Source organism: Streptomyces sp. NPDC018610 (genome assembly GCF_044391765.1).
Classification (GTDB): Bacteria; Actinomycetota; Actinomycetes; order Streptomycetales; family Streptomycetaceae; genus Streptomyces.
The window spans coordinates 39,611-66,589 of sequence record NZ_JBISAL010000013.1; the positions used below are offsets into that span (position 1 = coordinate 39,611).

Annotated in this window: 25 protein-coding genes, 3 pseudogenes and 1 riboswitch; of the genes and pseudogenes, 17 read left to right on the top strand and 11 right to left on the bottom strand. The window is 73.9% G+C overall.

What is annotated here, in order from left to right:
* Positions 1-254 precede the first annotated feature (254 nt).
* The 3 genes from crcB (ACH5A8_RS29600) to crcB (ACH5A8_RS29610) are packed head-to-tail and all read left to right on the top strand — an operon-like array spanning position 255 to position 1,440.
* The gene (crcB, locus tag ACH5A8_RS29600; RefSeq protein WP_399007227.1) at positions 255-719 is read left to right on the top strand and encodes a fluoride efflux transporter CrcB; all 465 of its coding nucleotides are present in this window, start codon (positions 255-257) and stop codon (positions 717-719) included.
* Positions 716-1,069: a DUF190 domain-containing protein gene (locus tag ACH5A8_RS29605; protein WP_399007038.1), complete on the top strand. Its 354-nt coding sequence runs from the start codon at positions 716-718 to the stop codon at positions 1,067-1,069. The genes crcB (ACH5A8_RS29600) and ACH5A8_RS29605 overlap by 4 nt, the downstream gene beginning before the upstream one ends.
* The gene (gene crcB, locus ACH5A8_RS29610; protein ID WP_399007039.1) at positions 1,066-1,440 is read left to right on the top strand and encodes a fluoride efflux transporter CrcB; all 375 of its coding nucleotides are present in this window, start codon (positions 1,066-1,068) and stop codon (positions 1,438-1,440) included. Before ACH5A8_RS29605 ends, crcB (ACH5A8_RS29610) begins: the two co-directional genes overlap by 4 nt.
* Positions 1,441-1,518: 78 nt before the next feature.
* Here the strand turns inward: crcB (ACH5A8_RS29610) and ACH5A8_RS29615 are convergent, their stop codons facing one another.
* Positions 1,519-1,935: an organic hydroperoxide resistance protein gene (locus ACH5A8_RS29615; protein ID WP_399007040.1), complete on the bottom strand. Its 417-nt coding sequence runs from the start codon at positions 1,933-1,935 to the stop codon at positions 1,519-1,521.
* A gap of 103 nt (positions 1,936-2,038) precedes the next feature.
* On the opposite strand from ACH5A8_RS29615, the gene ACH5A8_RS29620 reads away from it, so the two are divergent.
* From ACH5A8_RS29620 to ACH5A8_RS29630, 3 genes are all read left to right on the top strand, one after another.
* On the top strand, positions 2,039-2,521 hold the full coding sequence (locus ACH5A8_RS29620) for a MarR family winged helix-turn-helix transcriptional regulator (protein WP_399007041.1): 483 nt from the start codon (positions 2,039-2,041) through the stop codon (positions 2,519-2,521).
* Between the two features lie 296 nt (positions 2,522-2,817).
* Complete coding sequence (locus ACH5A8_RS29625; protein ID WP_399007042.1) at positions 2,818-4,050, top strand: FG-GAP-like repeat-containing protein; 1,233 nt, start codon at positions 2,818-2,820, stop codon at positions 4,048-4,050.
* A gap of 105 nt (positions 4,051-4,155) precedes the next feature.
* Complete coding sequence (locus ACH5A8_RS29630; protein WP_399007043.1) at positions 4,156-5,445, top strand: FG-GAP-like repeat-containing protein; 1,290 nt, start codon at positions 4,156-4,158, stop codon at positions 5,443-5,445.
* Positions 5,446-5,568: 123 nt separating this feature from the next.
* On the opposite strand, the gene ACH5A8_RS29635 is transcribed toward ACH5A8_RS29630, so the two are convergent.
* The 4 genes and pseudogenes from ACH5A8_RS29635 to ACH5A8_RS29650 form a co-directional block, all read right to left on the bottom strand.
* Positions 5,569-6,153: a GNAT family N-acetyltransferase gene (locus tag ACH5A8_RS29635; RefSeq protein ID WP_399007044.1), complete on the bottom strand. Its 585-nt coding sequence runs from the start codon at positions 6,151-6,153 to the stop codon at positions 5,569-5,571.
* Between the two features lie 112 nt (positions 6,154-6,265).
* Entirely contained in the window at positions 6,266-6,898 is a 633-nt protein-coding gene (locus tag ACH5A8_RS29640) for a hypothetical protein (RefSeq protein ID WP_399007045.1), read from the bottom strand.
* A 208-nt stretch (positions 6,899-7,106) separates the two neighbouring features.
* Positions 7,107-7,211 (bottom strand): annotated as a pseudogene (locus tag ACH5A8_RS29645) (ADP-ribosylglycohydrolase family protein); the annotation flags it as partial.
* A 58-nt stretch (positions 7,212-7,269) separates the two neighbouring features.
* The gene (locus tag ACH5A8_RS29650; protein ID WP_399007046.1) at positions 7,270-8,745 is read right to left on the bottom strand and encodes a PHB depolymerase family esterase; all 1,476 of its coding nucleotides are present in this window, start codon (positions 8,743-8,745) and stop codon (positions 7,270-7,272) included.
* Between the two features lie 382 nt (positions 8,746-9,127).
* On the opposite strand from ACH5A8_RS29650, the gene ACH5A8_RS29655 reads away from it, so the two are divergent.
* On the top strand, positions 9,128-9,955 hold the full coding sequence (locus ACH5A8_RS29655) for a 3-hydroxybutyrate dehydrogenase (RefSeq protein WP_399007047.1): 828 nt from the start codon (positions 9,128-9,130) through the stop codon (positions 9,953-9,955).
* Between the two features lie 458 nt (positions 9,956-10,413).
* The gene (locus ACH5A8_RS29660) at positions 10,414-11,010 is read left to right on the top strand and encodes a histidine phosphatase family protein (protein ID WP_399007048.1); all 597 of its coding nucleotides are present in this window, start codon (positions 10,414-10,416) and stop codon (positions 11,008-11,010) included.
* Positions 11,011-11,133: 123 nt separating this feature from the next.
* On the opposite strand, the gene ACH5A8_RS29665 is transcribed toward ACH5A8_RS29660, so the two are convergent.
* The gene (locus tag ACH5A8_RS29665; protein WP_399007049.1) at positions 11,134-11,886 is read right to left on the bottom strand and encodes a CbtA family protein; all 753 of its coding nucleotides are present in this window, start codon (positions 11,884-11,886) and stop codon (positions 11,134-11,136) included.
* A 21-nt stretch (positions 11,887-11,907) separates the two neighbouring features.
* Complete coding sequence (locus ACH5A8_RS29670; protein ID WP_399007050.1) at positions 11,908-12,129, bottom strand: CbtB-domain containing protein; 222 nt, start codon at positions 12,127-12,129, stop codon at positions 11,908-11,910.
* Between the two features lie 35 nt (positions 12,130-12,164).
* Positions 12,165-12,308: riboswitch (cobalamin riboswitch) on the bottom strand.
* A 496-nt stretch (positions 12,309-12,804) separates the two neighbouring features.
* Here ACH5A8_RS29670 and ACH5A8_RS29675 point away from each other — a divergent pair.
* The 6 genes from ACH5A8_RS29675 to ACH5A8_RS29700 all read left to right on the top strand — a co-directional run bounded on the left by ACH5A8_RS29675 (position 12,805) and on the right by ACH5A8_RS29700 (position 21,184).
* Entirely contained in the window at positions 12,805-14,166 is a 1,362-nt protein-coding gene (locus ACH5A8_RS29675; protein WP_399007051.1) for a bifunctional o-acetylhomoserine/o-acetylserine sulfhydrylase, read from the top strand.
* Between the two features lie 5 nt (positions 14,167-14,171).
* Entirely contained in the window at positions 14,172-15,338 is a 1,167-nt protein-coding gene (locus ACH5A8_RS29680; RefSeq protein WP_399007052.1) for a homoserine O-acetyltransferase, read from the top strand.
* Between the two features lie 216 nt (positions 15,339-15,554).
* Positions 15,555-16,496 (top strand): alpha/beta fold hydrolase, encoded by a 942-nt coding sequence (locus ACH5A8_RS29685; protein ID WP_399007228.1) that lies wholly within the window; start codon positions 15,555-15,557, stop codon positions 16,494-16,496.
* A 183-nt stretch (positions 16,497-16,679) separates the two neighbouring features.
* A complete protein-coding gene (locus tag ACH5A8_RS29690; RefSeq protein WP_399007053.1) occupies positions 16,680-18,185 on the top strand; it encodes a hypothetical protein in 1,506 nt (501 codons plus the stop codon).
* A gap of 123 nt (positions 18,186-18,308) precedes the next feature.
* On the top strand, positions 18,309-19,673 hold the full coding sequence (locus tag ACH5A8_RS29695) for an AAA family ATPase (protein WP_399007054.1): 1,365 nt from the start codon (positions 18,309-18,311) through the stop codon (positions 19,671-19,673).
* A 305-nt stretch (positions 19,674-19,978) separates the two neighbouring features.
* Positions 19,979-21,184 (top strand): VWA-like domain-containing protein, encoded by a 1,206-nt coding sequence (locus tag ACH5A8_RS29700; protein WP_399007055.1) that lies wholly within the window; start codon positions 19,979-19,981, stop codon positions 21,182-21,184.
* Positions 21,185-21,286: 102 nt separating this feature from the next.
* Here ACH5A8_RS29700 and ACH5A8_RS29705 read toward each other — a convergent pair.
* Positions 21,287-21,706: pseudogene (locus ACH5A8_RS29705) on the bottom strand (TetR/AcrR family transcriptional regulator C-terminal domain-containing protein); the annotation flags it as partial.
* Between the two features lie 327 nt (positions 21,707-22,033).
* On the opposite strand from ACH5A8_RS29705, the gene ACH5A8_RS29710 reads away from it, so the two are divergent.
* Positions 22,034-22,603 (top strand): GNAT family N-acetyltransferase, encoded by a 570-nt coding sequence (locus tag ACH5A8_RS29710; RefSeq protein WP_399007056.1) that lies wholly within the window; start codon positions 22,034-22,036, stop codon positions 22,601-22,603.
* A gap of 72 nt (positions 22,604-22,675) precedes the next feature.
* On the opposite strand, the pseudogene ACH5A8_RS29715 reads toward ACH5A8_RS29710, so the two are convergent.
* The 3 genes and pseudogenes from ACH5A8_RS29715 to ACH5A8_RS29725 form a co-directional block, all read right to left on the bottom strand.
* Positions 22,676-23,349, bottom strand: a pseudogene (locus ACH5A8_RS29715) (alpha/beta hydrolase); the annotation flags it as partial.
* Positions 23,350-23,533: 184 nt separating this feature from the next.
* Positions 23,534-24,898, bottom strand: a complete 1,365-nt coding sequence (locus ACH5A8_RS29720) for an alkaline phosphatase (RefSeq protein ID WP_399007057.1) — start codon at positions 24,896-24,898, stop codon at positions 23,534-23,536.
* 253 nt (positions 24,899-25,151) lie between these two features.
* Positions 25,152-25,679, bottom strand: a complete 528-nt coding sequence (locus ACH5A8_RS29725; protein ID WP_399007058.1) for an ATP-binding protein — start codon at positions 25,677-25,679, stop codon at positions 25,152-25,154.
* A 146-nt stretch (positions 25,680-25,825) separates the two neighbouring features.
* On the opposite strand from ACH5A8_RS29725, the gene ACH5A8_RS29730 reads away from it, so the two are divergent.
* Together ACH5A8_RS29730 and ACH5A8_RS29735 are read left to right on the top strand one after the other, a co-directional pair.
* Positions 25,826-26,740 carry a Scr1 family TA system antitoxin-like transcriptional regulator gene (locus tag ACH5A8_RS29730; protein WP_399007059.1) on the top strand — a complete coding sequence of 305 codons (915 nt, stop codon included), beginning with the start codon at positions 25,826-25,828 and terminating at the stop codon, positions 26,738-26,740.
* Positions 26,737-26,952 (top strand): DUF397 domain-containing protein, encoded by a 216-nt coding sequence (locus tag ACH5A8_RS29735; RefSeq protein ID WP_399007060.1) that lies wholly within the window; start codon positions 26,737-26,739, stop codon positions 26,950-26,952. Before ACH5A8_RS29730 ends, ACH5A8_RS29735 begins: the two co-directional genes overlap by 4 nt.
* The last annotated feature ends 27 nt before the right edge of the window (positions 26,953-26,979 follow it).

The following is a 26,979-nucleotide window of genomic DNA, read 5'->3' on the forward strand; positions in this document are numbered from 1 at the left end:
CCGCGTGCCCACCCGCCCGTCGCGGCCCGCGGCCCCGTCCGCCCGTCCCGGCACCGCTCCCCCGCGACAGGGCCGCGTCCGGCTCGCGCTACCCTGGGTGGGCGGCCACCTGAGGGACCGCACGGCGGTGGGGCTTGCCGTACCCAACCGCGGCGACGGCGCCGCCGACAGTCCCTGCTTGCGATGGAGTGTGTCCCGGCGCGCCCGGGACGACGTGCGAGTAGGAGACCCGCGTGGGAGAGGCCCGATCCCCGGTGCACAGCGAAGCCACCGACCCCGACGTCGATCTGCGGGTACCCGCGCGGCGGCGCGAGCCGCGGCGCGGGCAGTGGCCGGTCATCGCGGCCGTGTCCGCCGGCGGAGTGATCGGGGCGTGCGCCCGTTACGAGGCGGCCCAGCTGTGGCCGACCGCCGCGGGAGCCTTCCCGTGGACCACCTTGTGGGTGAACGTGATCGGTTGCGCGATCATCGGCGTCTTCATGGTGGTCATCACCGATCTGTGGGCGGCGCACCGCCTGGTCAGGCCCTTCTTCGGCACGGGTGTGCTCGGCGGGTTCACCACCTTCTCCACGTACGCCGTGGACATCCAGCGTCTGGCCGACGGCGGGCACGCCAGGACCGGCCTGCTCTACCTCGCCTCCACCATGCTCGCGGCGCTCGCGGCCGTGTGGGCGGCGTCGAACCTCACCCGGCGCGTCATCGAGTGGAGGCAGTCATGACGAGGCTGACCGGCACCGCTCTCCGACTGACGCTCTTCATCGGCGAGAACGACACCTGGCACCACAAGCCCCTCTTCTCGGAGGTCGTGCACCGGGCGCACCGGGCGGGGCTCGCAGGCGCCAGCGTGTTCCGCGGTATCGAGGGTTTCGGGGCGTCGTCGCTGATCCACACCAGCCGGCTGCTGTCGCTGAGCGAGGACCTCCCGGTGGCGATCGTCATCGTCGACACCGAGGACCGGATCCGCGCGTTCCTGCCCGAGCTGGACGAGCTGATCGGCCAGGGGCTGGTGATCCTCGACGAGTGCGAGGTCGTCCGCTACACCGGCCGTGCCGAGAAGGAGGGCACGTGAACTGGCTGCTGGTCATCGTGGGCGCGGCGGTGGGTGCTCCGCTGCGCTACCTGACCGACCGGACCGTGCAGTCCAGGCACGACACCGTCTTCCCGTGGGGCACCTTCAGCGTCAACGTCGTCGGCAGCGTCATCCTGGGCCTGGTCACGGGCGCGGTCGCCGCCGGCGGCATCTCCTCGAACACGCAACTCCTGTTGGGGACCGGACTGTGCGGGGCCCTGACCACGTACTCCACGTTCTCCTACGAGACGTTGCGGCTCGCCGAGGACGGCGCCCGCTTCTTCGCCGCGGCGAACGTGGTCACGAGCATCGTCGCCGGCCTGGGCGCCGCCTTCACCGGGGCGTCACTGGCCCGGGCGTTCTGGGGCTGACCGTTCGGCCCGGGCACGACCGGCCCGTCGCACGCCCGGCCACGACCGCCGGCCGGGCGTGCGACGGGGATCGGCGCCCTACTCCACCACGAGCTCGACCGGGATGTTGCCGCGGGTGGCCTTGGAGTACGGGCACAGCTGGTGGGCGTGCTCCACGAGCGCGCGGCCGGCGGCGTTGTCCAGTTCCTCGGGGAGCTCGGCGCGCAGCACGACCGCCAGGGCGAAGCTCGTCTCGTCCTTCCCAAGGGAGACCTCGGCCGTGATGGAGATGTCGCTGGTGTCGACCTTGTTCTGCCGGCCGACCAGGCTGACGGCGCTGGCGAAGCACGCGGCGTAGCCGGCGGCGAACAGCTGCTCGGGGTTGGTCCCCTGACCGCTTCCGCCCAGCTCCGCCGGGGGCGCCAGTACGACGTCGAGACGGCCGTCGGTGGTGGCGGCGCGGCCTTCGCGACCGGCAGAGCCGGCGGTGGCGACGGCGGTGTAGAGCGCGTCCATGATCTGTCCTCTTCCCTGTTTCACATCGGATCCCGGAACGACCCACAGTGAAGCACACAATTAAATTGGGCACAATCTAATTGCCTCGGAGTACCCTGCCGGTATGACCGCCGTCTCACCTGGCCCCGTCGAGGAGTCCCTCCGGCTCGACCACCAGATCTGCTTCGCCCTGGGCGCCGCCTCACGGGCGTTCGGAAGCGTGTACCGGGTCCTGCTCAAGGACCTGGGCCTCACCTATCCGCAGTACACGGTCATGCTGGTGCTGTGGGAGCACGGCGCTCTGCCGGTGAAGCGGATCGGCGAGTACCTGCGCCTGGACTCCGGCACCCTCTCCCCCCTGCTCAAGCGCCTGGAGGCGAGCGGCCTGGTGGCGCGCGAGCGCTCCGCCGACGACGAGCGGTCCGTGACCGTGCACCTCACCGACGCGGGCGCCGCTCTGCGCGAGGGCGCCCTGGAGGTCCCCCGGCGCATCGCGGCCGCGACCGGCCTCGACCTGGACGAGATCAGGGATTTGCGCGCCCGGCTGGACCGCCTCACCGCCACCCTCGACCGCGCCGACCTGACGGGCGGCGCCCCCGTCCACTGAGGGGCCGGAGCGACCGGCGCCCGGTGGCCGCCCCGCGCGCACCGGCGCGCCACGCCTGGCACCGCCACACCCGGGAACCCCGCGCCCCGGGCCCCGCTCTCCTCGCCCCCGCCTCCCGGCGCGTTCCGGGTGCCGAAGTGCGCCCGCGGGACCGGCCGTTGGCCTTCGACAGGGCCCCGGGGACCGATACCGCCCCCGGGCGTCTCCCAGGTCACAGTGTGCGCCTATCATGCACACAACATTCACGTGTTCGGGGTGTGAACACCCGGACGCCGTGCACGACTTGGGGAACCCGCGTGCCTCTCACCTCTTCGCGCGTCCTTCGCGGCGCGCTCATGGCCGCCCTCGCGGCCGGTCTCGTCGCGACCGCCACCGCCGTGCCCGCCCAGGCCGCCGACGGGTACGACCGCTGCCCCTGGGGCAGCCTGTGCGTCTTCAGCGATCCGCTGGGCAAGGGTCAGATGCTGGTCGTCAAGGGCGGCATGCTGAACCTCGGCTCGTGGGACAACCGCATCAGCTCCTACGCCGACTACACGGACTGGCCGGTGTGCTTCTCCCTCGCCGCCGGGCTCGACCCGCGGCAGGGCGCCACCCACTTCTACACGGGGCACGGTTCTTTCGACGAGAGCCCCGAACCGGAGTACGACAACGCCGTCAGCTCCCTCGACCTGGGCCCCGAAGCGGACGACTTCTGCGGCAGCGAGAGCCGGTACGCGGTCTTCCAGTGGGACGCCGCACCCAAGGCCCGGCCCGCCTCGCTCCCCGCCCAGGGGGCCTTCGGCGACGCGAACGCCGACGGGTACGCCGACCTCTTCTCCCGCAACAAGTTCGGGCAGTTGTGGACGTCCCACGCCTACGACAGCCGTGGCAAGGACCGGCTCGTCGGCGCCGGCTGGAACGCCATGACCCAGCTGACGCGGCACGGGGACTACGACGGGGACGCCAAGGAGGACCTGTACGCCCGCGACAAGTCCGGCGTGCTGTGGTTCTACCCGGGCCGCGGCGACGGCACCTTCGGCGCCCGGACACGGGTCGGCGGCGGCTGGAACACCATGCGCGACCTCGCCGCCGCGGGCGACCTCACCGGTGACGGCCGGGCCGACCTGCTCGCCGCCGACACCGCGGGCACGCTGTGGACGTACCCCGGCGACGGCAAGGGCGCCTTCAAGGCGCGCGAAAAGGTCGGCGGTGGCTGGAAGACCATGAACGAGCTGGTCGGCGCGGGCGACATGAACTCCGACAAGCGGGCCGACCTCGTCGCCCGGGACACCGCCGGCAAGCTGTGGCTGTACCCGGGCGACGGCAAGGGCGCGTTCGCCGCCCGGGGGCTCATCGGCACCGGAGGCTGGAACGCCTTCACCGAGCTCGCCGGCCTCGGCGACGTCACCGGCGACGGGCGGCCGGACCTGGTCGCCCACGCTCCGGGCCAGGCGGCGCTGCGCCTCTACCCCGGCACCGGCGCGGCGAGCGGCGGTCTCAGGGCCCCCAAGACCTTCGCCGGCCTCGAGTCGAACGTCCGCGTCTTCTGAGCGGTGGCGCGTACCGCGGCCCGCCGACTCCCCCACTCAGCCTTCCCGACCGAGATCCGGCCCGATCACCGGGCCGGATCTCTCGGACCGAACGGAGACCGATCCATGCCTCTCACTCCCCTGGGCCGACGAGCCCCGGGCGCACCCTCGCCGCGCGGACGTACCGCCCGGCGCACCCTGGGCATCGCGGCCGCCCTCGCCGCCTCCATGGCCGCCTTCGTGGCCACGGCGCCGCAGGCGGCCGCGGCCGACAACTCGGCCCGCTGCCCTTCGGGAAAGCTGTGCCTCTTCCAGTACGGCGACTACAAGGGCGAGATGAAGACCGTCTCGTCGAGCCTGGCCACCATGGGCGCGTTCAACGACAAGACCTCGTCGCTGGTCAACAACAGCTCCCTGTGGGCCGTCGCGTACACCGGAGCCGACTACACCGGCTACGCCGGCGACGACACGCTCCTCATCAGCCCGCACAACGGAGCCATCGACCTCAGCGGCGGCGCGTTCGACGGCGCGTTCGACAACAAGATCAGCTCCATCCGGGTGGCCACCACCGAGTACGAGGCCGTTCAGGGCGTCCCCTGGATGGACTGGCTGCGCCAGACCGAGGACAAACGGCCGGCCGGGCTGGCCCAGGCCGGCAAGTTCGGCGACCTGGACAACGACGCCCGCCCCGACCTCCTGGAGCGCGCGGACGACGGCCGGCTGTGGTTCCTCTCGGGCATCGGCGACGCCGAGTGGGAGACCAAGGGCAGGCTCGTCGGCGGCGGCTGGAACGCCATGACCCAGCTGACGCGGCACGGCGACTACAACGGGGACGCCAAGGAGGACCTGTACGCCCGCGACAAGTCCGGCGTGCTGTGGTTCTACCCGGGCCGCGGCGACGGCACCTTCGGCGCCCGGACACGGGTCGGCGGCGGCTGGAACACCATGCGTGAGATCAGCGCGGCCGGCGACCTGACCGGCGACGGCCGCAGGGACCTGCTGGCCCGCGACACCGCCGGGAAGCTGTGGCTGTACCCGGGCAACGGCAAGGGCCTCCTCAGCGCCCGCAAGCTCAGCGGCGGCGGCGGCTGGAACGCCATGACGCAGTTGGCCTCGCCCGGCGACATGAACGGCGACGGCAGGAGCGACCTGCTGGCCCGCGACGGATCGCGCGCGCTGTGGCTGTACCCGGGCAACGGCAAGGGCGCGTTCGGCGCGCGCAAGAAACTGCCGTACGCCTGGCCCACCGACGAACCGGTGATCTCGACCGGCGACGTGAACGGCGACGGCCTGTCCGACCTCATGCGGCCCATCGACAGCCAGCTGTTCGTGTACCACGGCAACGGCAAGGGCTCCGTCGGCGGCCCGAACGCGGACATGCTCTGGGACACCGCGTCCCACGTCCGCGTCTTCTGACGCACGGGGGCCGGTCTCGCGGCCCCACCCAGCGGGGCCCGGCCCCTCCACCACGACAGGTGGGGGGCCGGGCTCCCGTCGGCTCACCTGGTCAGCGGGCCGGCGGATCACCGGGCCGGCGGATCAGCCGGCCGAAGCGCCGGCCGAAGCCCCCTTCACGTGGCCGCGGTTCGCCCACTCCTCGCGCAGCATCCCGAAGAGCACCCGGTCGTAGCGCTCGCCCTCCACCAGCACCGCGGCCCGCCGCCGGCCCTCCTCGCGAAAGCCCAGCCGGGTGAAGGCGCGCACCGCGCGTTCGTTGCCGCTCCAGGTGTCCAGCTCCAGCCGGTGCAGGGCGTACGCGCCGAACAGGTGGTCGACGAGCAGCCGCAGCGCCTCGGAACCGTGGCCGCGCCCCCAGAACTCCGGCTCGCCGATGGTGACTCCGAGCGTGGCCACCTGGCCGTACGGGTCCAGGTCCCGGTAGTCGGCCATGCCGATGACCTTGCCGCCGGCCGCCTCCTCGACCGTGAAGACGGCCGACTCCCTGGGGCTCAGGCGCAGCATGGTGTCGAAGCCGAGTCCGACCGCCTCCGCCGTGACCGGGCCGAAGGCCGGGTCGCCGGCGGCGGCCCAGCGGATGACCTGCGGATCGTTGCGCCACCTCAGATGATGCTCGGCGTCCTCGGGACGCAGCGGACGCAACCTTGTCGATATGCCATGTATCACCGCCGCATCGTAGACCGGCCGCGGCCCGTCCCTCCGGCGGCCCGGCGCCCGCCCGCCGCGTGACCGCGCCGACGGGGCCGTCGGTGGCGCCGGGTCCGGGCGGGGCGGGGCGTCAGTAGCGCTGGGCCTTCGTGAGACGAGGCGTCAGTTCGGCCTCCGGGGACTGCCGGCTGAACGCGATGGGCTGCGCCTGCTTGCCCGGGGCGAGGTTCTCCGCGCCGACGAACCTGGTCTCGACGACCTTTCCGGAGGCGTCCAGGAAGTCGACCCGCACGGCGTACGAGGCCTTGTGGCCGGACTTGTTGGTGATGGTGACCAGCGCGGCGAGCAGACCGCCGGTCTGCGCCCGGGGCAGGCCGGTCATGGCCACTTCGTTCAGCGCGTTCCCGCGCCCCGGCACGTTCTTCAGCTCCTTCTCGGCGGCGGCCCCCGCCTGGGCGGCCTGGGCCTCCACGGAGGCCTCGAACTGCGAGGCGCGCGCGGACGCGGAGGAGGCGGCGGCCGAGGCCGAGGCCCGTGCGGACTCGATCGCCGAGGCGGCCGCGGAGGCCAGCGCGGACGGCGGCATCCCCGAGAAGGAGGCCGTGGCCGGGGTCTGGGGGGTCGCCGGGGTGGAGGTGCCGCCGCCCTCGTTGCCGCCGGAGCCGCATCCGGTGAGGGCCCCGGCGCCGGCCAGGCAGCCGAGTGCGGTGGCCAGCACGGCACGGGAACGGAGCGTCACGGGACCGCGGTGGGGTCGGGGCATCCTGTCGTCCTTCGCAGCGCACGGAAGCGATCACGCCCATCGTCCGCGAACCCCACCCCCCCGCGCGACTCACCTTGCTCCATCAGCGCCACCGGCCACCCCCGGGGCCCGCACCGGCACCGTGTCCGGGGGACGAGCGGGTACCCCGAACGGCTGATCCGCTCCGTCCGCCCGGCGGCCTCGCTCACACGGCCCTGTGGCACAGTCCTGCCCCGGTCGCCGCGGCCACGGTGTCCGTGTCGCCGCCCAGGTCGATCGCCGCGCGCACGGCTTCCTCGTAGGACCCGCTCGTGCGCGGCGCCCGCACGGCCGAGACGCGGACCGCCGCACCCGGTCCATGAGGGCGGGCGCGGCGGTGGCGGGGGCGGGCGTCAGCAGCCGGAGTCGGCGAGGACGAAGTAGGCCGGGGAGGTCTCCTTCAGGGTGTGGGTGATGGCCACGTTGTACAGGCCCATGTTCTGGTTGGAGCCGTTGGCGTAGGTGTAGCCGCCGCTCTGGTGGGCGCGTCCGGCCCGGACCTGGTTGTAGTTGTTGTCGGTGTAGCACTTGGGCGCGGGGACGGCCCCGGTGGTCGTCGCGGTGACCGGTGCGGAGGCGGCGCCGACGGCGCCGGCGGCGTCCACGGCGGCGACGGTGTAGCGGTAGGAGGTGCCCGCCGACAGGCCGGTGTCGGTGTACGTGGTCCCGGTCGGGGAACCCACCGCGGCTCCGTCGCGGTACACCTTGTACGACGCGGCGCCGCCGACCGCGTTCCAGGACAGCGTCACACCGGTGTCCGTGGTGGCGGCGACGGTCACCGACGACGGCGCGGGCAGGGCGCCGCCCCCGCCGCTGTCACCGCCGGACCGGTCGAGGCCCCAGAACTTCGCGGTGTGGTAGCTGGAACAGATGGTGTCGAGGTAGTACGCCCCGGTGCTGCCGCACTGGTCGGCGCCGGAGCCCGGGTCGACGGCGAGTCCGTGGGCCATGCCGGAGACCGAGAAGAGGGCGACGGCGGGCTTGCCGGCGGCGTCGGCGTAGATGCTCTCGGTGGTGTTGCCGGTCAGGTTCTGGGTGGCGGTCGCCGTCTGGCCGACGCCCCACACATCGGTCCACTGGTCGCGCAGTTCGGTGCCGTTGACGGGGGCGACGGTGGTGTCGGAGGTGCCCTGCCAGATCGCGACGCGCGGCCACGGGCCGCTGTAGCCGGGGTAGGAGCCGCGCACCTTGTCGCCCCACTGCTTCGGGGTGAGGTTCTGGCCGCTGTACTGGCAGCCGGAGGCGGCGGCCTGGGTGGTGGCGCACTGCGCGGGCAGCCCGGAGTCGACGGCCCCGCCGGCGAACACGTCCGGATAGTCCGCGAGCAGGTCGGCCGTCATGCCGCCGCCCGCGGACAGCCCGGTGACGAAGATCCGAGCGCGGTCGGAGCCGTACTGCGCCGCGGCGTGGTCGACCATCTGCGCGACGGAGGCCGCCTCGCCCTTGCCCCGGGCGTCCTTGGCGGAGTCGAACCAACTGAAGCAGGACAGGCTGTTGTTGGCCGTGCCGGTCTGCGGATAGACCACGGCGAACCCCCACTGGTCGGCGAACTTCTGCCAGCCGGAGTGGGTGTGGTAGTCACTCGCCGACTGGGTGCAGCCGTGCAGGGCGACGACCAGCGGCGCGTTCGCGGGGAGACCGGCCGGCGCGTACTCGTACATCGTCAGGTTGCCGGGGTTGGAGCCGAAGTTCGTGACCTGCTGGAGGGTGCCGGCGGCCTCGGCGGCGGGGGCCAGCGGGGTGAGCGTGACCAGGCCCGCGGCCAGGGCGCCGAGCGCCGCGGCCCAGGCGGCGCGCCTGCCGAACCCGCGCAGTGTGGGCAATCGCATGGAAGGACTCCGTGGGGTCGTGGAGAGGGAGGGGAGGGGGAGGAAGTGCGAGGGGGTGCTGGGGAGTTGTCCGGGGCGTGGGGCCCACGGCGCACACCCTGCGGGCCGGCCGTCCCGTTCGGCCGGTGCGTCGCGCTGGTGCGCCGGCCGGCTGACACGTTCCGGCTCGCTGGGAGCGGACCGTACGGGCGGCCGGAGGGCCCGGGACAGGTGAGGGGCAGCCAGGACGGCGGCGGGAGGCATGGGTGGCACACCCATGGTGCGGCCGGTGCGGCTGTGGGATGGGCCGGCGCCACATGGTGGCCACGACCACCCCGGGGCCGGAAAGTGTGTCACCGGCCCACGTGTCTCGGGCGGGACTCCGTTCCTACCGTGTTCCGCCATGGAGAGCACCGAGAACCCTGCCGGGGGCACCGCCCCGCACGCCGGGCCGAGCCACAGCACTGTGTCCGCCCTGGCCGCCTCCCGGTTCGCGACCGGGCGAAAGGCCCTGGTCACCGGGGCGGCCAGCGGGATCGGCCGGGCCTGCGCCGAGGCCTTCGCCGCCGCCGGCGCCGACGTCTACGTGGTGGACCGGGCCGAGCGGGCCGCCAAGGAGGTCGCGGCGGCGATCGGCGGCACGGCCGTCGTGGTCGACCTCTCCGACCCCGAGGCCGTGGACACGCTGCCCGACGACGCCGACATCGTGGTCAACAACGCCGGCCTGCAGCACGTGGCCCCCGTGCACGACTTCCCGCCGGAGCGCTTCGCGCTGATCCAGCGGGTGATGGTGGAGGCGCCGTTCCGGATCCTGCGCCGCACCCTGCCGCACATGTACGCGCGGGGCTGGGGCCGGGTGGTCAACATCTCCTCGGTGCACGGCCTGCGGGCCAGCGCCTACAAGTCGGCGTACGTCGCCGCGAAGCACGCCCTGGAGGGTTTGAGCAAGGTGGTCGCACTGGAGGGCGCCGCGCACGGCGTGACCAGCAACTGCATCAACCCCGGCTACGTCCGCACCCCGCTCGTCGAGGACCAGATCGCCGGACAGGCGCGCGCCCACGGCATACCGACGGCGGACGTGGTGGACCAGGTGTTCCTGGAGCACACCGCGATCAAACGCCTCATCGAGCCGGCCGAGGTCGCCTCGGCGGCCCTGTGGCTGTGCACCGAGCACACCGGCTACGTCACCGGTGCCTCCCTCCCCCTGGACGGCGGCTGGACGGCCCACTGACCGGACACCCCCACCGACCCCGCACCCACCATCCCGCATGAGCCCCGCACCGGCCCGTCGTCCGGGTGCGGGGCTGAGCGGCGTGCGCGGGGATGCGCGGCGTGCGCGGGGATGCGCGGCCTGCGCGAGGGTGAGCGGCCTGCGCGGGGGTAAGCGGCCTGCGCGGGGGCGAGCGCCGTGGGTGCGAGGGTGGCGGAGGAGGCCGGACGGCCTCCGCACGCTTGCCCAACCAGCCCCTCCTTCCTGATCCCACCGGAGCGCGGCCGAGGCCGGGACGTACGTGTCCGGGCCTCGGCCGGGTGTTGGTCCCTGCGGTCCCTGCGGTCCCTGCGGCGCCTGCGGCGCGCACCACACGTGCGGTGCTTGCCGTGCGGCGGTGTGTGCCGTGCGCGCGTGCCGTGTTCCCGTGAAAACCTGGGCCCGCATCCGCCGACGACCGTCACACCAGGAGGAGTCACGTGGCCAGCCGTGTCACCCTCGTCTCACCCGCCATGAGCCCGTCGCTGCGGCAGACCCGTTTCTACGCCGGCGAGCCGATCGACGACTTAGGCGCGGCCCGCGCCCGTTCGGCGGCGCCGGTGCTGCCCTCGCCGGCCCGTACGGTCACGTCCCCGAGCGTGCGCTGCGAGCAGACGGCGGCGGCGCTCGGCCTGGACGCCGTGGCGTCGCCCGAACTGGCGGGCTCCGACATGGGCCGCTGGCGTGGCCGCACCCTGGACGAGGTGATGGCCGCCGAGCCGGAGTCGGTGGCCCGCTGGCTCGCCGACCCTGGCTGGGCGGGCCATGGCGGTGAGTCGGTCCAGGAGGTGTGCGAGCGGGCCGGAAGCTGGCTGGACGCCACGCGGGAGGCGGACGGCAGGATCCTGGCCGTGGTCGAGCCCGACCTCGTACGGGCCGCCGTCGTCCACGCCCTGGGCCTGCCCGCCGCCGTCTTCTGGCGGCTGGACGTGGTGCCGCTGACGGCCACGGAACTCAGCGGACGGGCCGGGCGGTGGAACCTGCGCCTCGGGCGGCCGCTGGACGGACCGGGGTCATCGGCCACCAACAGCCGTTGAGGGCGACACAGTTCAGGATGTCACGACCGGTGACGGAGCAGCGGGGACGGTGTCCGGTCTCGACGGGAAAGCCCGCGACAGCCCCCGGATGGTTCCGAAGGGCCGTCGCGTGTCCCGATATCGTCAGTTCGGGGCGGAAACCGTACGCCCGGACGCGGCCGTCGCGGGCTTGGGATCGAGCTGCCGTTCGGCCAACTCGCCGAAGAGCAGGCCGAATCCGCCCCACAGCACGGTCTGGACGGCCAGTGCGGACAGGCGGAACCGCCACAGCAGCGCGGCGGGGAAGTCCTGCGGCACCTCGTTGATGACCGGCAGGAACTCGTACGCCGACCCGATCACGACGGCGAACGCGGCCACCGCGACGACCGTCGCCCACCAGTTGCCCAGGACCGGCGCCAGGCGCTTGCCCAGGATGACGGCGGCGACGGCGAGCAGCACACTGAGCACCATCATCAGGAAGTACAGCGTGGTCCGCTTGCCGATGGTGTCGGGTTCGCCGACCGACGGCGGGTTGGCCGGGTACTTGAGGAACGGCACGACGTACACGGCGAGCAGCGCGCAGCCGGACAGCAGCAGCGCGGTCGCCCGCGGGCCGAAGCGGCCGACTCGGCCCATGGCGAAGCAGTAGGCGAGCGCGGCGATGCCGCCGAAGGCGACCCCGTAGACCAGGACGCCGGTGGCGAGGCCGGCGGTGGACTGCAGGGAGCGGGAGACGACCTCCATCTCGTGCTCGTGGGAGTGCGCGTCCTCGAAGCCGATCGCCTTGTCGACGCTCGGTTCACCGAGGAGGTAGGCGACGACGAGGGCGAGCACGCCGGCGGCCAGGCCGGCGAGCATGCCCCGCACGAGGAGATTCCTTACCGTTGCGGAGTTCATGGATGCGCGGCGTCCCTCGCGTCAGTGGCAGGGGAAGCCGAGCAGGTGGCGGGCGTCGTGGACCCACTCGTGGACGTCCGTGCCGCTGAACACGGAGGTGGCGCCCTGCTCGGCGCCGACGAAGTACAGCAGGACCAGCATCAGGATGCCGAAGAAGACCGCCCAGGGAGCTATCGCCTTCAGCGGCAGCTTCGCGGGGATGGCGGGAGTGGTGGCTGTCGGCTGGGCGACGGTCTGCGCCATGGCAGAACCTCCTCCGGGAATTCGCGTCCCATGTCGGTGGTGCACTGGACGACGGCCACGGGTCTGACTCGCGTGACACCCTGTCGGGGCGTCACGCATACAGTGGCGCGACCGTGCCGGATTCCCACCGGCTTCCGTCTCGCCGTCGTCGATATCGGACCGACCTTACCGCGCGCAGCGGACACGGCCAAGACCGCGTCCACCTGGGAAGATCCCACCGCACAGTGGACGGACCGGGCAATGACCGGGCGATGACCGGGCAACGGACCGCGCAGTGGGACGTCCGGTGGTTCGAGCCGTTTCGCGCGCCGGGTCGCTGCCTCTGTGCGCCCCACCCCGTTGCGGCGAAACGACCACCGTTCCCTGGTGTGGCGGCGGTCCGCTGTGGTTGTCTGGGGCCATGACCGTGCTCGTGACCCGCCGCCACGTCGACTACGTGCGTGTCACCACCACGGGTTGTCGCGCCGTGAGCTGAGCCCGTCCCGTTCCTCCGGCCCCTCCGGCCTGTCTTCTCCCACCGCGCACCGCTCACCGCGGCACGTCGAACGCACCCCGATCCGGGCGTCGTTCGCGGCCCCGCGCGGTGTCTCCGTGTTTCCCGTCCCCGCGCCGCGGGCGCCCTCGCCCGCCGCGAGCAGTCCTGTCCTCCGCCCTCCGCACCAGGGAGCAGCCACCATGAGCCAGCCCGTCGACTCCGTCACCGCCGGCCACACCCCCGAGGAAGTGCCTCCCGGCCCCGACACCTCCGCGTGGTCCTTCGAGACCAGGCAGATCCACGCGGGCGCCGCACCCGACCCGGCGACCGGCGCCCGGGCGACGCCCATCTACCAGACGACGTCGTTCGTCTTCCGCGACACCCGGCACGCCGCCGACCTGTTCTCGCTGGCGGAGCCCGGCAACATCTACACCCGCATCCACAATCCCACCCAGGACGTCTTCGAGCAGCGCGTCGCCGCCCTGGAGGGCGGCGTCGCGGCCGTGGCGCTCGCCTCCGGGCAGGCCGCGGAGACCCTGGCGATCCTGACGCTCGCGAGCGCCGGTGACCACATCGTCTCCAGTTCGTCGCTGTACGGCGGCACCTACAACCTGTTCCGGCACACGCTGCCGAAGCTGGGCGTCGAGGTGTCGTTCGTGGACGACGCGGACGACGTCGAGGCCTGGCGGGCGGCGGTCCGGCCGAACACCAAGGCGCTGTTCGCCGAGACCCTGGGCAATCCGCGCGGCGACGTGCTCGACGTGCGGGCGGTCGCGGACGTCGCGCACGCGGCCGGGCTGCCGCTGATCGTGGACAACACCCTCCCGACCCCCTATCTGCTGCGTCCCCTGGAGCACGGGGCGGACATCGTCGTCCACTCGGCGACCAAGTTCCTCGGCGGGCACGGCACGGCGATCGCGGGCGTGGTCGTCGACGGCGGGAGCTTCGACTTCGGGGCGCACGCCGACCGGTTCCCGGACTTCACCGAGCCCGACCCCAGCTACCACGGGCTGCGCTACTGGCCCGCGCTCGGCCCGGGCGCCTACGCCGTCAAGCTGCGGGTGCAGTTGCTGCGCGACCTCGGTCCGGCCCTCTCCCCGCACTCCGCCTTCCTGCTCCTGCAGGGCGTGGAGACGCTGAGCCTGCGCCTGGAACGCCACTCGGCCAACGCCCTGGCCCTGGCCGAGTGGCTGGAGCGGCGCGACGAGGTCGCCGCCGTGCACTATCCGGGGCTGAAGTCCAGCAAGTGGTACGAGGCGGGACGGAAGTACCTGCCCCGGGGCGCGGGCGCGCTGGTCTCCTTCGAGCTGCGCGACGGCGTCGAGGCCGGCAAGCGGTTCGTGGACGTGGTCGAGCTGTTCAGCCACCTCGCCAACATCGGCGACGTGCGCAGCCTGATCATCCACCCGGCGTCCACGACGCACAGCCAGCTCGACGAGGCCCAGTTGGCGGCCACCGGCGCCTCCCCGGGACTGGTGCGCCTGTCGGTCGGGATCGAGAACCTCGCCGACCTCAAGGCCGACCTGGAGGCGGGGTTCCGCGCGGCGAAGGGCGCGTCCTGAGCACCGTGCCGACGCCCTTCGGGGTCCCCCTCCCGCCGGCCTCCGGGGCCTGGCGGGAGGGGGACCCGCCCGGGCGTCGCCGGTGGCACGCGCGGGACGAGCCGCTGCCCCTGGAGGCCGGCGGTGAACTCCCGGGCGTGCGGCTCGCGTACGAGACGTGGGGGCGGCTCGCGCCCGACCGTTCCAACGCGGTGCTCGTGCTGCACGCGCTGACCGGCGACAGCCACGTCGCCGGTCCCGCCGGTCCCGGCCACCCCTCCCCCGGCTGGTGGGACGGGCTCGTCGGCGCGGGGCGCGCCCTCGACACGGACCGCTGGTTCGTCGTGGCCCCGAACGTGCTCGGCGGCTGCCAGGGCAGCACCGGGCCGTCGTCGCTCGCGCCGGACGGACACCGCTGGGGCGGGCGCTTCCCGTTCCTGACACAGCGTGATCAGGTGGCCGCCGAGGCGGACCTGGCGGACGCGCTCGGCATCGACCGATGGGCGTTGGTGGTGGGCGGGTCGATGGGCGGGATGCGGGCGCTGGAGTGGGCCGTGACGCACCCCGGGCGGACCGGGGCACTGCTGCTGCTCGCCACGGCGGCCGCGGCGAGCGCGGAACAGATCGCCTGGGCGAGCATCCAGCTCCACGCGGTGCGCGGCGACCCGCACTGGCGCGGCGGCGACTACCACGACGCGGGCCCCGGCCTGGGCCCGCACGCGGGACTGGGCCTGGCCCGCCGCCTCGCCCATGTCACCTATCGCAGCGAACCGGAGCTGCGGAGCCGTTTCGGCCGTGCGCCGCAGGGCACGGAGGATCCCTGGCGCGGCGGCCGCTACCAGGTCGAGTCCTATCTCGACCACCATGCCGCCAAGCTCGTGCGCCGCTTCGACGCGGGCAGCTACGTCACGCTGACGGAGGCCATGAACAGTCACGACATCGGTCGCGGCCGGGGCGGCGTACGGGCCGCCCTCTCGCGCGTGACGGCCCCCGCTCTCGTCGCCGCGGTCGACTCGGACCGCCTCTACCCGCCCCACCAGCAGGCGGAGTTGGCGGCGGGCATGCCGACGGCGGATCAGGTCCGGGTGATCCACTCCCCTCACGGGCACGACGGCTTCCTCATCGAGGAGGGACAAGTCGCCGCGCTGGTGGGCGAACTCGCCGGGCGGACCGGGGCGACGGTGGCCTCCTGACGGAGGGTCCGTCGAGGGTCCCGGCCCTCGGCGCCCCGGCGCCTGACCGCTTGTGGACCGGTCGCGCCGACGGGCCGCCGCACCCGAGCGGGGGTGGCCTGGCGCGGACACCCGGAGCCCCGGCGAAGGCACCCGGGAAGCCGGTGCCCGTCGCGGGCGAGCCACCGCCCTCGCCGGGCGCCGGCGCGTACGCTCGGGTCCATGGTCGAGCATCGCATGGTCAACGTGAACGGCGTCCGGCTGCACATCGCCGAACAGGGCGAAGGCCCCCTGGTCGTGCTCCTGCACGGCTTTCCCGAGTCCTGGCGTTCCTGGCGCCACCAGTTCGGCCCCCTGGCGGACGCCGGGTTCCGGGTGGTCGCCCCGGACCAGCGGGGTTACGGGCGCAGCGACCGTCCGGACGCCGTCGACGCGTACACCATCCTGCATCTGGTCGGTGACGTCGTCGGTCTGATCCGCGCCCTGGGCGAGGAGCGGGCGTACGTCGTGGGGCACGACTGGGGGGCGCCCGTCGCCTGGCACACCGCGCTGATGCGTCCGGACCTGGTCCTCGGGGTGGCCGGGCTGAGCGTGCCGCCCCCGTTCCGGGGGAAGGAGCCTCCGCTGGCCGCCATGGACAAGGCGTTCGGCGGGCGCTTCTACTGGAACTACTTCGACCGGCCCGGTGTCGCCGACGCCGAGTTCGCCCGGGACACCCGCACCGCGCTGCGGAAGTTCGTGTACTCCGCGTCCGGAGACGTTCCCGGCGAGGTCAAGCAGCCGTTGGTCGACCCCGAGCGGGGCTGGCTCGCGGCCATGCCCGATCCCGAGACCCTGCCGCGGTGGTTCACCGAGGAGGACCTCGACGCGCTCACGGAGAGTTTCTCCGGGGGGTTCACCGGCGCGCTCAACTGGTACCGCAACCTCGACCGCAACTGGGAGCTGACCGCTCCGTGGGCCGGCGCCGTCGTCACCACGCCGGCCCTGTACGTCTACGGCGACCGCGACCCCGTCGCCCTCTTCCCCGGCACGCCCGAACTCATCGAGAGCCTGCCCGACCGGATGCCCGGCCTGCGCCGCGACCCCGTCGCGCTCGCGGGCTGCGGGCACTGGACCCAGCAGGAGCGTCCGGCCGAAGTGACCGCGGCGCTCCTCGACTTCCTCCGCTCCTGCTCCTGAGCCGGCGAGGTGGACGGTCCTCCGTTCCCCTGCCGCTCGGAAGGCCGGCCGGCACACGTGTCCCGGCCGGCCTTCCGGCGATCAACCGGACTGACAGATCGTCGTCGGTGTGGTTACGATGACGGCGATGAAGAACTCCTCCTCGTACGGAATGGGGGAATCGTCCGCGCAAGGTGAGTGCTGATGGCACATCATTTCGTCGCGAATCCGATTCCGACCCGCCTGTTGATGTGGCAGCGCGTACGCGAATACGCCGTGCCACCGTCCATGATCGAGACCTCGGCCGCACGGCGTGCGGTCGGCGACTGGGCGGGCGCCTGTGCCGCCGCCCGGATCGACGTCGATCTCGATCTGCGCGCCGTGCGCGACCGCCACGGCACCGATGTCCTCCACCGTCTCCGCGCTGATCTGCGTCGCCTGGCACCGGATCTGCTGCGCTGGCACATGCCCCGGATCGCACCCGACGGGCGGCTCCGGCCCGGCCTCACCCTCGCCCTGGCCCGCTACCCGCGTTCCGGCGCGCCCCCGTTGCAGCTGGTGGTGCGGACGCCGCCGGCCTGGGCGGACGCCGGGCAGCGGATGTCCCTGGCCCTGTGGGACGGGTCGGGGAACGGCTGCCCCGAGGGCCCCGCGCCTCCACCGCCGCGCTCGCGCCCCCACCCTCATCCGCACCCTCACCCCGACCGCCGTTTCCGGCTCGACCTGCACCGGCACCTCTGGGACGCCGCCAGGAGCGGGGAGCTGGCGTGGCGGTGCGGGGCGGGGGACGCCTCCTTCGGGGCGCCGCCGCGCGGGGTGGCCGACGAGTCCGGCCGGCCGGTCGCGGCCGAGTGGGCGGTGGAACGCTGGGCCGCCGAGGCGGAGTCGCTGCTACGGACCGAGGGATGTCCGCGCGGCGCCTTCACCGTGCGGCTCGGCGCGCGGAGCCGGGCGGTGCTCGAACTCGTCGCGCCCGACGACAGTCACGCCCCGACCTTGCGCCCGCTGCCGGAACCGCTGCCGCCGCAGGAGGTCGCGGCGCTCGCGGTACTGCCGGAGGCCGCGGCCCGCGTCCTGCCGGACCTGGAGCTGCTGCGGGCCGGGCTGGTCGCGGCCGGCCGGTTGCACCCGCTGGTCGCCCCGGCCCTCGCGGCGTACGGCCGGGAAGCGGTGGCCGGGCCGTCCGTCCCCGAGCCGGGCGATCCGCATCGGGTGGAGTGCCGGGGCGAGGTCCACCGGATCGCGCTGCGGGACGGCGTGCTGACGGCCGTCGACCACGACCCGGACCAGCTGCGCCGGGAGGAGCTGCTGATCGCGCTCGGCGGACCGCCGCTGCCCTGCCTGCGGGCGATCGACGCGGTGCATCGCAGCCCCCAGGCGCTGCCCGCCGTGCGGGAGCGGCTCGGCCACGGAGACGTCGCCGGGGCGCTGGCCGTGGTCGAGGGGCTGCTCGGGCCCGCCGCGGTGCTGCGCGACGGTCCGCTGCGCACCGAACTGGAGACCGCCGCGTCCCGCCGAGTCGACCACGGGCTCTTCCGCGCGGGGCTGGTCGCCGTGCATCCCGCCGCCGGCCCGGCGGGGAGCGGCAGCGCCTCGGACGGCGGACGCGCCGACTCGGGGCACCGGCCCCGGCTCGGCCGCCGTACGCCACCGGACCTGCACCGCAAACGCGGCAGCCTGGCCCGGCCGCGCACCGGCATCGGCCGCTGAGAAGCGGCGACAGCTCCACCCGCACTGTGCGTTGGGCACCGCGCGTCCTTGCGCGGCTGCCTCGTTCCCCCTGTCATCCGGGACGCGCCGTCCCGTTCCCTTCTCCCACCTCAGGTGATGCCCATGACCACGAGTACCTTCCCGCCCTCGTCCGCACTCGCTCCGGAGCCGGGCCCGAGGACGACCGCCGACGCGGCTCCGGGTCCGGTTCCGGCCGTCGGTGCGGCGTCCGTCGACGCGGTGTCTGACGGCGCGTCCGGGACCGACGCCCGACTCGCCGTCGCCGAGGACCTGTTGTCGCTGCTGCGGACGACCACCACCGAGCCGCGGCCCGATGAGCAGCTCGAAGCGCTCACCCTGGCCGTCGCCGCCGACCTGCCGGTGCTGCTCTGGGGCGAGCCCGGCATCGGCAAGACGGCGGCCCTCACCCAGCTCGCCGTCTCGCTGGACCTGCCGCTGACGACCGTGATCGCCAGCGTCCACGAACCGTCCGACTTCTCCGGTCTGCCCGTCGTGGGCGAGGACCCGGCGGTCCAGGGTGTGCCGATGGCGCCGCCGCAGTGGGCCGTCGAGCTGGTGCGGGCGGGGCGGGGACTGCTCTTCCTGGACGAGCTGTCCACCGCCACCCCCGCCGTCCAGGCCGCGCTGCTCCGGGTCGTACTGGAGCGGAGGGTCGGAGCGCTGCGGCTGCCGCCGGGAGTGCGGATCGTGGCCGCCGCCAATCCGCGCGCGTCGGCGGCGGACGGCTGGGAACTGAGCCCGCCGCTGGCCAACCGGTTCGTGCACCTGTACTGGGTCCACGACCGGGAGGTGGTGGTGCGCGGGCTGGGCGGAGTATGGCCCCGGGCGGAGCTGCCCCGGCTCGCGCCGCGGCGGCTGACGGAGGCGGTGGCCTTCGCCCGCCGCGCGGTCTGCGGCTTCCTGGAGGTACGGCCGACGCTGATCCACCGGCTGCCGAGCAGCGAGACGCGGCGCGGCGGCGCCTGGCCATCGCCCCGGAGCTGGGAGGCGGCGTTGACGCTGCTGGCCTTCGGCACGGCGGCCGGCGTCTCCCGGGACGTACTGGCGCTGCTGGTGCGGGGCGCGGTGGGTGACGGGCCGGGGCTCGAACTGCTCGCCCATCTGGACCGGATGGACCTGCCGGACCCCGAGACGCTGCTGGCCGATCCGGCGCGCGCCGAGCTGCCGGAGCGCGGTGATCTGCGTCAGGCGGCGCTGGAGGCGGTGGTGGCAGCCGTCGGGGCGCGGCCGGAGCGTGCCAGGTGGGAGGCGGGCTGGGCGGTGCTGGTGCGCGCGCTGGAGACCGGCGCGCCGGATCTGCTGGTCGCCCCGGCGACCGCGCTGGCCGCGCTGCGGCGCGACGACTGGGAGGTGCCGGAGGCCGTGGAGCGGCTGGCCGGGGTGATCGGTCTCGCCCGGCGGGCGGACCGGTCGGTGGGGCGGGCCACGGCGGCGGAGGCCGGGCGCACGACGGGGGCGCGCCGATGACGGGGCCCGCGAAGCGCCCGGGCCCGCCGCAGGCGGTGCGCCGCCCCGCGCCGCAGCAGACGCCGCAGCAGACGGTGCAGCAGACGGTGCGGGAGGCGGCGCCCCGGCCGGTGCCCCGGCCGGTGCCCGGGCCCCCGCCGCAGCGAGCGGCGCCGCAGCCGGCGCCGTCGAACTCGCCGCTCCGCCCCCGCCCTCAGCCGGTGCGGCCACGTCCGGCGCCCCGGGTGCCCCCGGTGCGGGGCGCCGTGGGACGGCCGCCGGACGGCCCGGGCGGCCCGGGCGACGGTCCGCGACTCCGGCTCGACATGGACAAGTTGCTCGCCGCCCGGCTGCACGCCGTGCGGGTGCGCCCCTATCTGGCCGACGCGCTCTTCGCGCTGCACGTGGTCGAGGACCGGTCGGTGCCGACGATGGCGGTGGACGCCCACTGGCGCTGCTACGTCTCCCCCGGCTTCGTGGCGCGCACCCCGGTGGAGGAGCTGGCGGGCGTCTGGGTGCACGAGGTCTCCCATCTGCTCCGCGACCACCACGGGCGCGGTGAGCGGTACGCGCGCGAGCACGAGGAGTACGGGCCGGGCGAGCGGCTGCGGCGGAACATCGCGGCCGACTTCGAGATCAACGACGACATCTACGGCGACGGTCTGCCCCTGCCCGGCGGGGCGGCGGTGCCGTCGCTGCTGCGGCTGACGGACGGGCTGCTGATGGAGGAGTACCTGCGGACGGCGTCGATGTCCGCGCTCGCCGCCGACCTGGCCTGGCTCGACTGCGGCAGCGGGGCCGACGGCCAGGCCCGGCCGTGGGAGCTGGGTCCGGACGGGGCGCACGGACTGACCAGGCAGCAGCGGGACGCGGTCCGTTTCCGGGTGGCCGAGGGGATCAAGGGCCGGCCGGGCGAGGCGCCGGAGGGGTGGCGCCGGTGGGCGGACGAGGCGTTCCACCCGCCGCAGCCGTGGCGGCAGTTGCTCGGGGCGGCGGTCCGCTCGGCGGCGGGTGCGCCGGGCGTGGGCGAGAACCACAGCTACCGGCGTCCCTCCCGGCGCTCGGCCGGTGTGCCCGGGGTGGTGCTGCCGAGCCTGCGCCGTACGCCGCCCCGGGTGTGCGTGGTGATCGACACCTCCGGGTCGGTGAGCGACGCCGAGCTGGGCGGTGCGCTGCTGGAGGTGGCGGCGATCTCCCGGGCGGTGGGCGGGCGGCGGGATCTGGTCTCGGTGATCTCCTGCGACGCGGCGGCCGGCGTCGCCGTCCCGCTGTGCCGCGCCGAGAGCATCGAGCTGGTCGGCGGCGGGGGGACGGACCTGCGCTCCGGCTTCGCGCGGGCGCTCGGTTCCCGGCCGCGCCCGGACGTCATCGTCGCCCTGACGGACGGCCAGACCCCGTGGCCCTCCGCGCAGCCGTCCTGCCGTACGGTCGTGGGGCTCTTCCCGCGCCCCGCGCCGTCCGCGGACGAGAACGACCCCGACTACGTCCCGGACGCCCCGCCGCCGTGGGCCCGGGTGGTCATGATCGGCTGAGGCGAGGGCCGGCCGCTGCCGTCCCCCGTCCGGGTCGGAGAGCTGGGTGGCGAGGCCGTCGAGCAGCCAGCCGAGAACGCGTTCGAAGGACTGGGGCGGTTCGGTGTGCCGCCCCGGGTCGGCGGCCCAGCGGGTGAAGTGGGGGTGGCGGCCCTCGGCCGCGATCCGTTCGAGGTAGGGGGCGGCGGCCTTCTCCAGGTCGCTGTCGGCGCTCACGCCGGCGCGGGCGCGCATGGCCCGTTCCTCCAGCAGGGCGAGCCCGGAGCCGAGGACGTGGCCGAGCACCGTGTTGACGAAGCCCATGCGGGTGGCGGCGTCCCGCCCGAGCGGTTCGAGTTCGGCGAGCGCGTCGTCGTACAGGCGCAGGGCGTCGGGGCCGAGCGGGGGGCGGCTGAAGGCGAGCCGGGCGAACCAGGGGTGGGGCCGTACGGCCTCCCAGCCGGTGCGGCCGAGCCCGGCGAGCGCGGCCCGCCAGCCCTTGCCCCGCTCGACGTGGATCAGGCCGTAGATCTCGTCGGCCATCAGGTCGGCGAGTCCGTCCTTGCTGCCCACGTAGCGGTATCGCCATCGGGCCGCGTACGCCGAGCAGGGCCGGGCCCGGGCCGGAGCCCGACCCGGACGCGTCCGAGCGCTGATCGCGTGGTGCGGGGCAGGACCCCGAGGTCCGCGACGCGGCGACCGGTCCGGACGGGCGACCGGCCGGGCGGACGGCGGCGAGCCGCCCGGTGAACGCGCGGCCGGTGCCGTGCTGTTCGGCCTCTCGCAGGAGGGTCCCGCGCGAACTCGCCGCGTCTGTCCGTCTCTTCGTCTCGTTGCGGTGACCCGTTCGGTGAAACAATCATGGCTGCCATGGACCGACCGAATCAGATCATCGAGTGCGGGGACATCGTCCTGCGACGGTGGCGGCAGGACGATGTCGCCCGGGTGTCCAAGTTGATCGAGGAGTCCTCGGACCACCTGCGTCCGTGGATGCCGTGGGTCGCCGGCCACAGCGAGGAGAGAGCCCGGGAGTTCCTGGCCAAGTCCGAGTCGAACTGGGTGCGCGGCGAGACCTTCAACTACGCGGTGAGCGAGGGCGGCACGCTCGTCGGCATGTGTCAGGCCTACCGCGTCGAGGCCGAACCTCCGGGATGGCGGATGGGGTACTGGCTGCACCCCGCCGCCGTCGGCCGGGGCATCGCCACGAGAGCCACGGCGGCCCTGGTCACCGAGATGTTCACCCTGCCGCAGGTGCGGTACCTCGAGATCACGCACGACGTGGCCAACACCTCCAGTGCCGGCGTCCCGCGTCGGCTGGGGTTCACCGAGATCGGGCACGAAGAGGCGATGCCGCCCGCGGCTCCCTCCTGCCGCGGCGTCGACGTGGTCTGGCGTCTGAACCGCCCCGCACCACCCGTCGGCGGCGCCTGCGCACCCTGAGCCGCGGAAACCCGCCGGGCTCTCTCTTCGGCTCCGGTTCGCCCGTGGGCGTCCCGCTCGCCCGGTGGCGTCTCAGTCGCCGTGCAGGGCCGTCCTGAGGGCGTCGACGGCGAGTTTGCGGGCGACGACGGCTGCGCGGGTGTCGCGCGGGCTGTCCAGCAGCAGGAAGTCGTGGACCATGCCGGCCACCCGTACCGAGGTGACGTCCACCCCGGCCTCGCGCAGCTTGTTGGCGTACTGCTCCCCCTCGTCGCGCAGGACGTCGGCCTCGTCGGTGACGACCAGGTGGTGGGCAGGCCCCGGAGCTGGTCCAGGGACGCCTGGAGCGGGGAGGCGTACACCTCGGCGCGCTGGGCGGGGTCGGTGGTGTAGGCGTCCCAGAACCACTTCATGGCGTCGCGGGTGAGGTAGTAGCCCTCGGCGAACTGGAGGTAGGACGGGGTGTCGAAGGCGGCATCGGTCACCGGGTAGAGCAGGACCTGCGCCTTGAGGTCGAGGCCGCCGCGCTCCTTGTTCATCAGCGCGAACACCGCCGACATGCGGCCGCCGACCGACTCGCCGGTGACCGCGACGCGCGAGACGTCCAGTCCGTGCTCCGCACCGTGCTCGGCGACCCAGCGGCCCACGGCGTAGTTCTGCTCCACCTGGGTGGGGTACTTCGCCTCCGGGGCCCGGTCGTAGACGGGGAAGACGCCCGCCGCGCCCGCGCCGACCGTGAGTTCGCGGAAGAGACGGTCGTGGGTTCGGCGCCGACTTCTGGGCGGACCTCCTGGCCAACCCCCCGCTGGAGATGCTGCGCTGCCGCGCCTGAGGGCCGGCCGCTGCGCCCGGCGCGGGCCGTGCCGGGAGGCGGCCTCGTCGGCCGCCCCACGGTACGGCCGGCGCCGCGACGGGCTCCGCCTCCCGCCGCGACGCCGGTCGTCGCCGGATTCAGCGAAGGCGCAGCGCCTCGCGGATCGTGGTGAAGAGGTCGGTCTGGTCGGTGACGCCGAGGACACGGTAGGCCAGCGGGCCCTGGGCGGCGATCCGGACCTCGGTGCCGGTGTGCTCCTGGGACTGGCCCGGGGTGTTGGTCGAGTAGTTGACCTTCAGCCGCTGGCCCTCGTCGGTGACGAGCGTGGAGGACAGGCCGGGCGGGGTGGCCTCCAGGGGCACGATCTGGCTGGTGTGGCCGTGATCGGCGGTGGTGACGACCAGCGTGTCCGGGTGCTTGGCCGCATAGTCCCGGGCCACCTTCACCGCACGGTCGAAGGCCACGGTCTCACCGATCTGGCCGCAGGGGTCGGCGGAGTGATCCTGCTTGTCGATCGAGGCGCCCTCGATCTGCAGGAAGAAGCCCTGCTGGGAACGGTTCGCCTTCTGCTTGGCCTCCAGCACCTGGATCGCCTTCGCGGCGGAGTCGGCGAGCGTGGGGGTGGTGGACGGGCGGCCCGAGTTGGAGGTGACGCACCGCTGCGGGTCCGTACCGCCGACCGCGGCCGTCCTGCCGGTCCACTCGGTGGGCACGTTGCCCGGGGCGAACAGACCGAGAACCGGCCGGCCCGGCTTGGCCGCCTTCATCGACGCGTCGTCGGTGACGACCTGGTACCCCAGCTTCCGCGCCTTCTCGGTGACCGTCAGTCCCTTGTGCCTGCCGTCGGCGATCTTCTGGTCGAACCGCTGCTTGCCGCCGCCGAAGAGGACGTCGACCTTGTGGTCGACCTCCTGCTCGGCGATCGAGCCCGGCCCGCCGGCGGCGATCGTGTCCTTGGGGCACTTGGCCATGTCGGCCGGGCCCTGGCAGGAGCGGTCGGTGGCGTGGGAGGCGAGGACGGCCGGGGTGGCGTCGGTGAGTTCGGCGGTGGTGACGTCGCCGGTGGCGTAACCGTTGCGCTGGGCCAGCTCCAGCAGGGTCCGTACCGGCTTGTCGCCGCCGGGGGTCTTGGAGATGCGGCCGTTCACCGTCTTCACGCCGGTGGCCCAGCCGGTGCCGCTGGCCGCCGAGTCGGTGACGTAGTCCGGGGTGCCGTCCGCGTGGACCGCGTACGTGGTGTAGGCGCCGGTGAGCGGGAACGCGTCCATGTTCAGCCGCCCGGCCGCGCCCACGGTGTAGTCCCGGGCGAGGGTGATCTCCGAGTCGCCCATGCCGTCGCCGATGAGCAGGATGACGTTCTTCGCCTTCCCGCCCTGGATCGCGTGGATCGCGTGCTCCTTGCCGTCGGTGGCGCCGGCGGCGGTGGTGATCGCGACGGCGGCCGTGGTCGCCGCGACCAGCGCGGTCGCGACCGTGAGGTGGCGGCGGGTGGATCTGCGCATGAAGTGACTCCTTGGGGCGTCCGGTGACCGGATGCGTGGTCCGACGGGAGTCAGATCACCATGCGTTGACAAAGAGGAGGTAAACGAATGGCCGTGTGAACGTAGCCGCGTCATGTCGCGCGATCCACGGCGGCGCGGACCGCGGGAGCGGCAAGGGGCGGCGACGCGCGTGTCGGGTCGGGCGGTGACACCACGGCCGGTCGCCCCGCGGCCTGCGCCGCCGCCGAAGGTCCGCGGCCACGGGCGGCGCCCCTCACCCCGGCAGCACGTACTCCGCCCAGACCGTCTTCCCCGGGCCGTCCGGCCGCGGGTGCCAGTCCCAGCGGGTGGCGAGTCCGGCGACGAGGAGAAGCCCCCGGCCGCCGGTCCCCTCGACGTCCGGCCCGGCGAGCGCGGTGGGGCGGGGCGGTACGTGTTCGGCGCGGGTGTCGGTGACCTCGACCCGGGCGGTGCCGGTGCCCGGCCACGCGGACGGCAGCGCCCGGCGGGTCAGTTCCACCCGCAGGTGGAAGTCACGGCCGGGCACGTGGCCGTGCCGCACGGCGTTGGCGGTGAGTTCGGCGACGATCAGCACGATCGCGTCATGGGACGCGCAGTCGTACGGGATCCCCCACGCGTCCAGGCGCACGGCCGTCAGACGGCGCGCGAGACGGGCGCCGCGCGGCGTGGAGGTGAAGCGCATCGCGAACGCGTGGGCGGGCGGAACCGCGGAAGCGGGCAAGTGGGTGCTGTGGCCGCCGGGTTGCGTGAGGCTGTCGGTTCCGGCGGGATTCGTCGTCATGCCGACAAGGGTCGCGCCGGTCGCGTAGCGTGACCAGTGGTGACGCACCGACGCGGGCCGGTTGTACGCGCGGTGTCGGCAGGGGTACGCGGCGCGCGGCGTGACGACGCCTCCCGTGGGGGCGTTGAGCCGGTGAGGTGGTGGTGATGACCAAGGGTACGGGGACGGACGACGGGTCCGTCGCAGCGGTCGACGGGACGGCGACGGGCCTCGGGGACGGCTGGGAAAGCGAGGACCGGGACGGGCGGAGGCCGGAGGACGGGGCCGCCAAGGGCGTGGTCCTCGCGTTCGGGCAGACCATGAAGGCGCTGCGGCTGCGCAAGGGGCTGGACCGCGAGGAGTTGGGCAGACGGCTCGGCTACTCGGCGTCCACGATCGCGTCGTTCGAACAGGGACGGAGGATCCCGTCGCCCAGGACGATCGACCAGGCCGACGGGGCGCTGGACGCGGACGGGTTGCTGTGCTTGTGGAAGGCGGAGGTGGAGCGGGCCCAGTACCCGGTGTTCTTCCAGGGGATGGCGGTTTTGGAGAAGGAGGCCATGGAACTGCTCTCCTACAGCACCCTCGTGTTGAACGGTCTGGTACAGACCGAGGAGTACATGCGGGCAGTGCTGGGGATGCGGTGTCCGATCCTGGACGAGGAGACCATTGAGCAACGGGTCGCGGCGCGGCTGGCCCGGCAGGACATCTTCGACCGCTGGCCGGCCCCGCTCCTGAGCTTCGTGATCGGGGAGGCGGTGCTGCGGCACCCGTACGGCGGAAAGCCGGTGCTACGAGGGCAGTTGGAGCACCTGCTCCTCGTCGGCCAGAAGCGGAACGTCGCGATTCAGGTCATGCCGCTCGACTGCGAGGTCAATGCGGGCGTGGACGGGCCGTTCACACTGGTCACACGCAAGGACGGCAAGAAGTTCGTCTACGCCGAAGCCCAGGGGACCAGTGCTCTCCAGACCGACCCGGAACAGACGGCTCTCGCTGCTGCCCGCTATGGGATCATCCGGTCACAGGCTCTCACTTCGCGGGAGTCACTGGAGCTCATCGAAGGGTTGCTGGGATCGCTATGAACAACGCTGAGTCCTCGACCGTCGCATCCGGCCTCGCCTGGTTCAAGAGCAGCTACAGCGGAGCCGAGGGCGGCGAATGCGTAGAGGTCGCAACCGGTACGGGAACCGTGCACGTGCGGGACTCGAAGGCTGCCGCAGGGCCCGTGCTCACCGTCTCGCGCACGGCGTGGGCGGGGTTCGTCGGCCTGGCCTCCTCGGCCCGGGGCGCCTGACGGCCGTACGGTCGCGAGGGCCCTGCC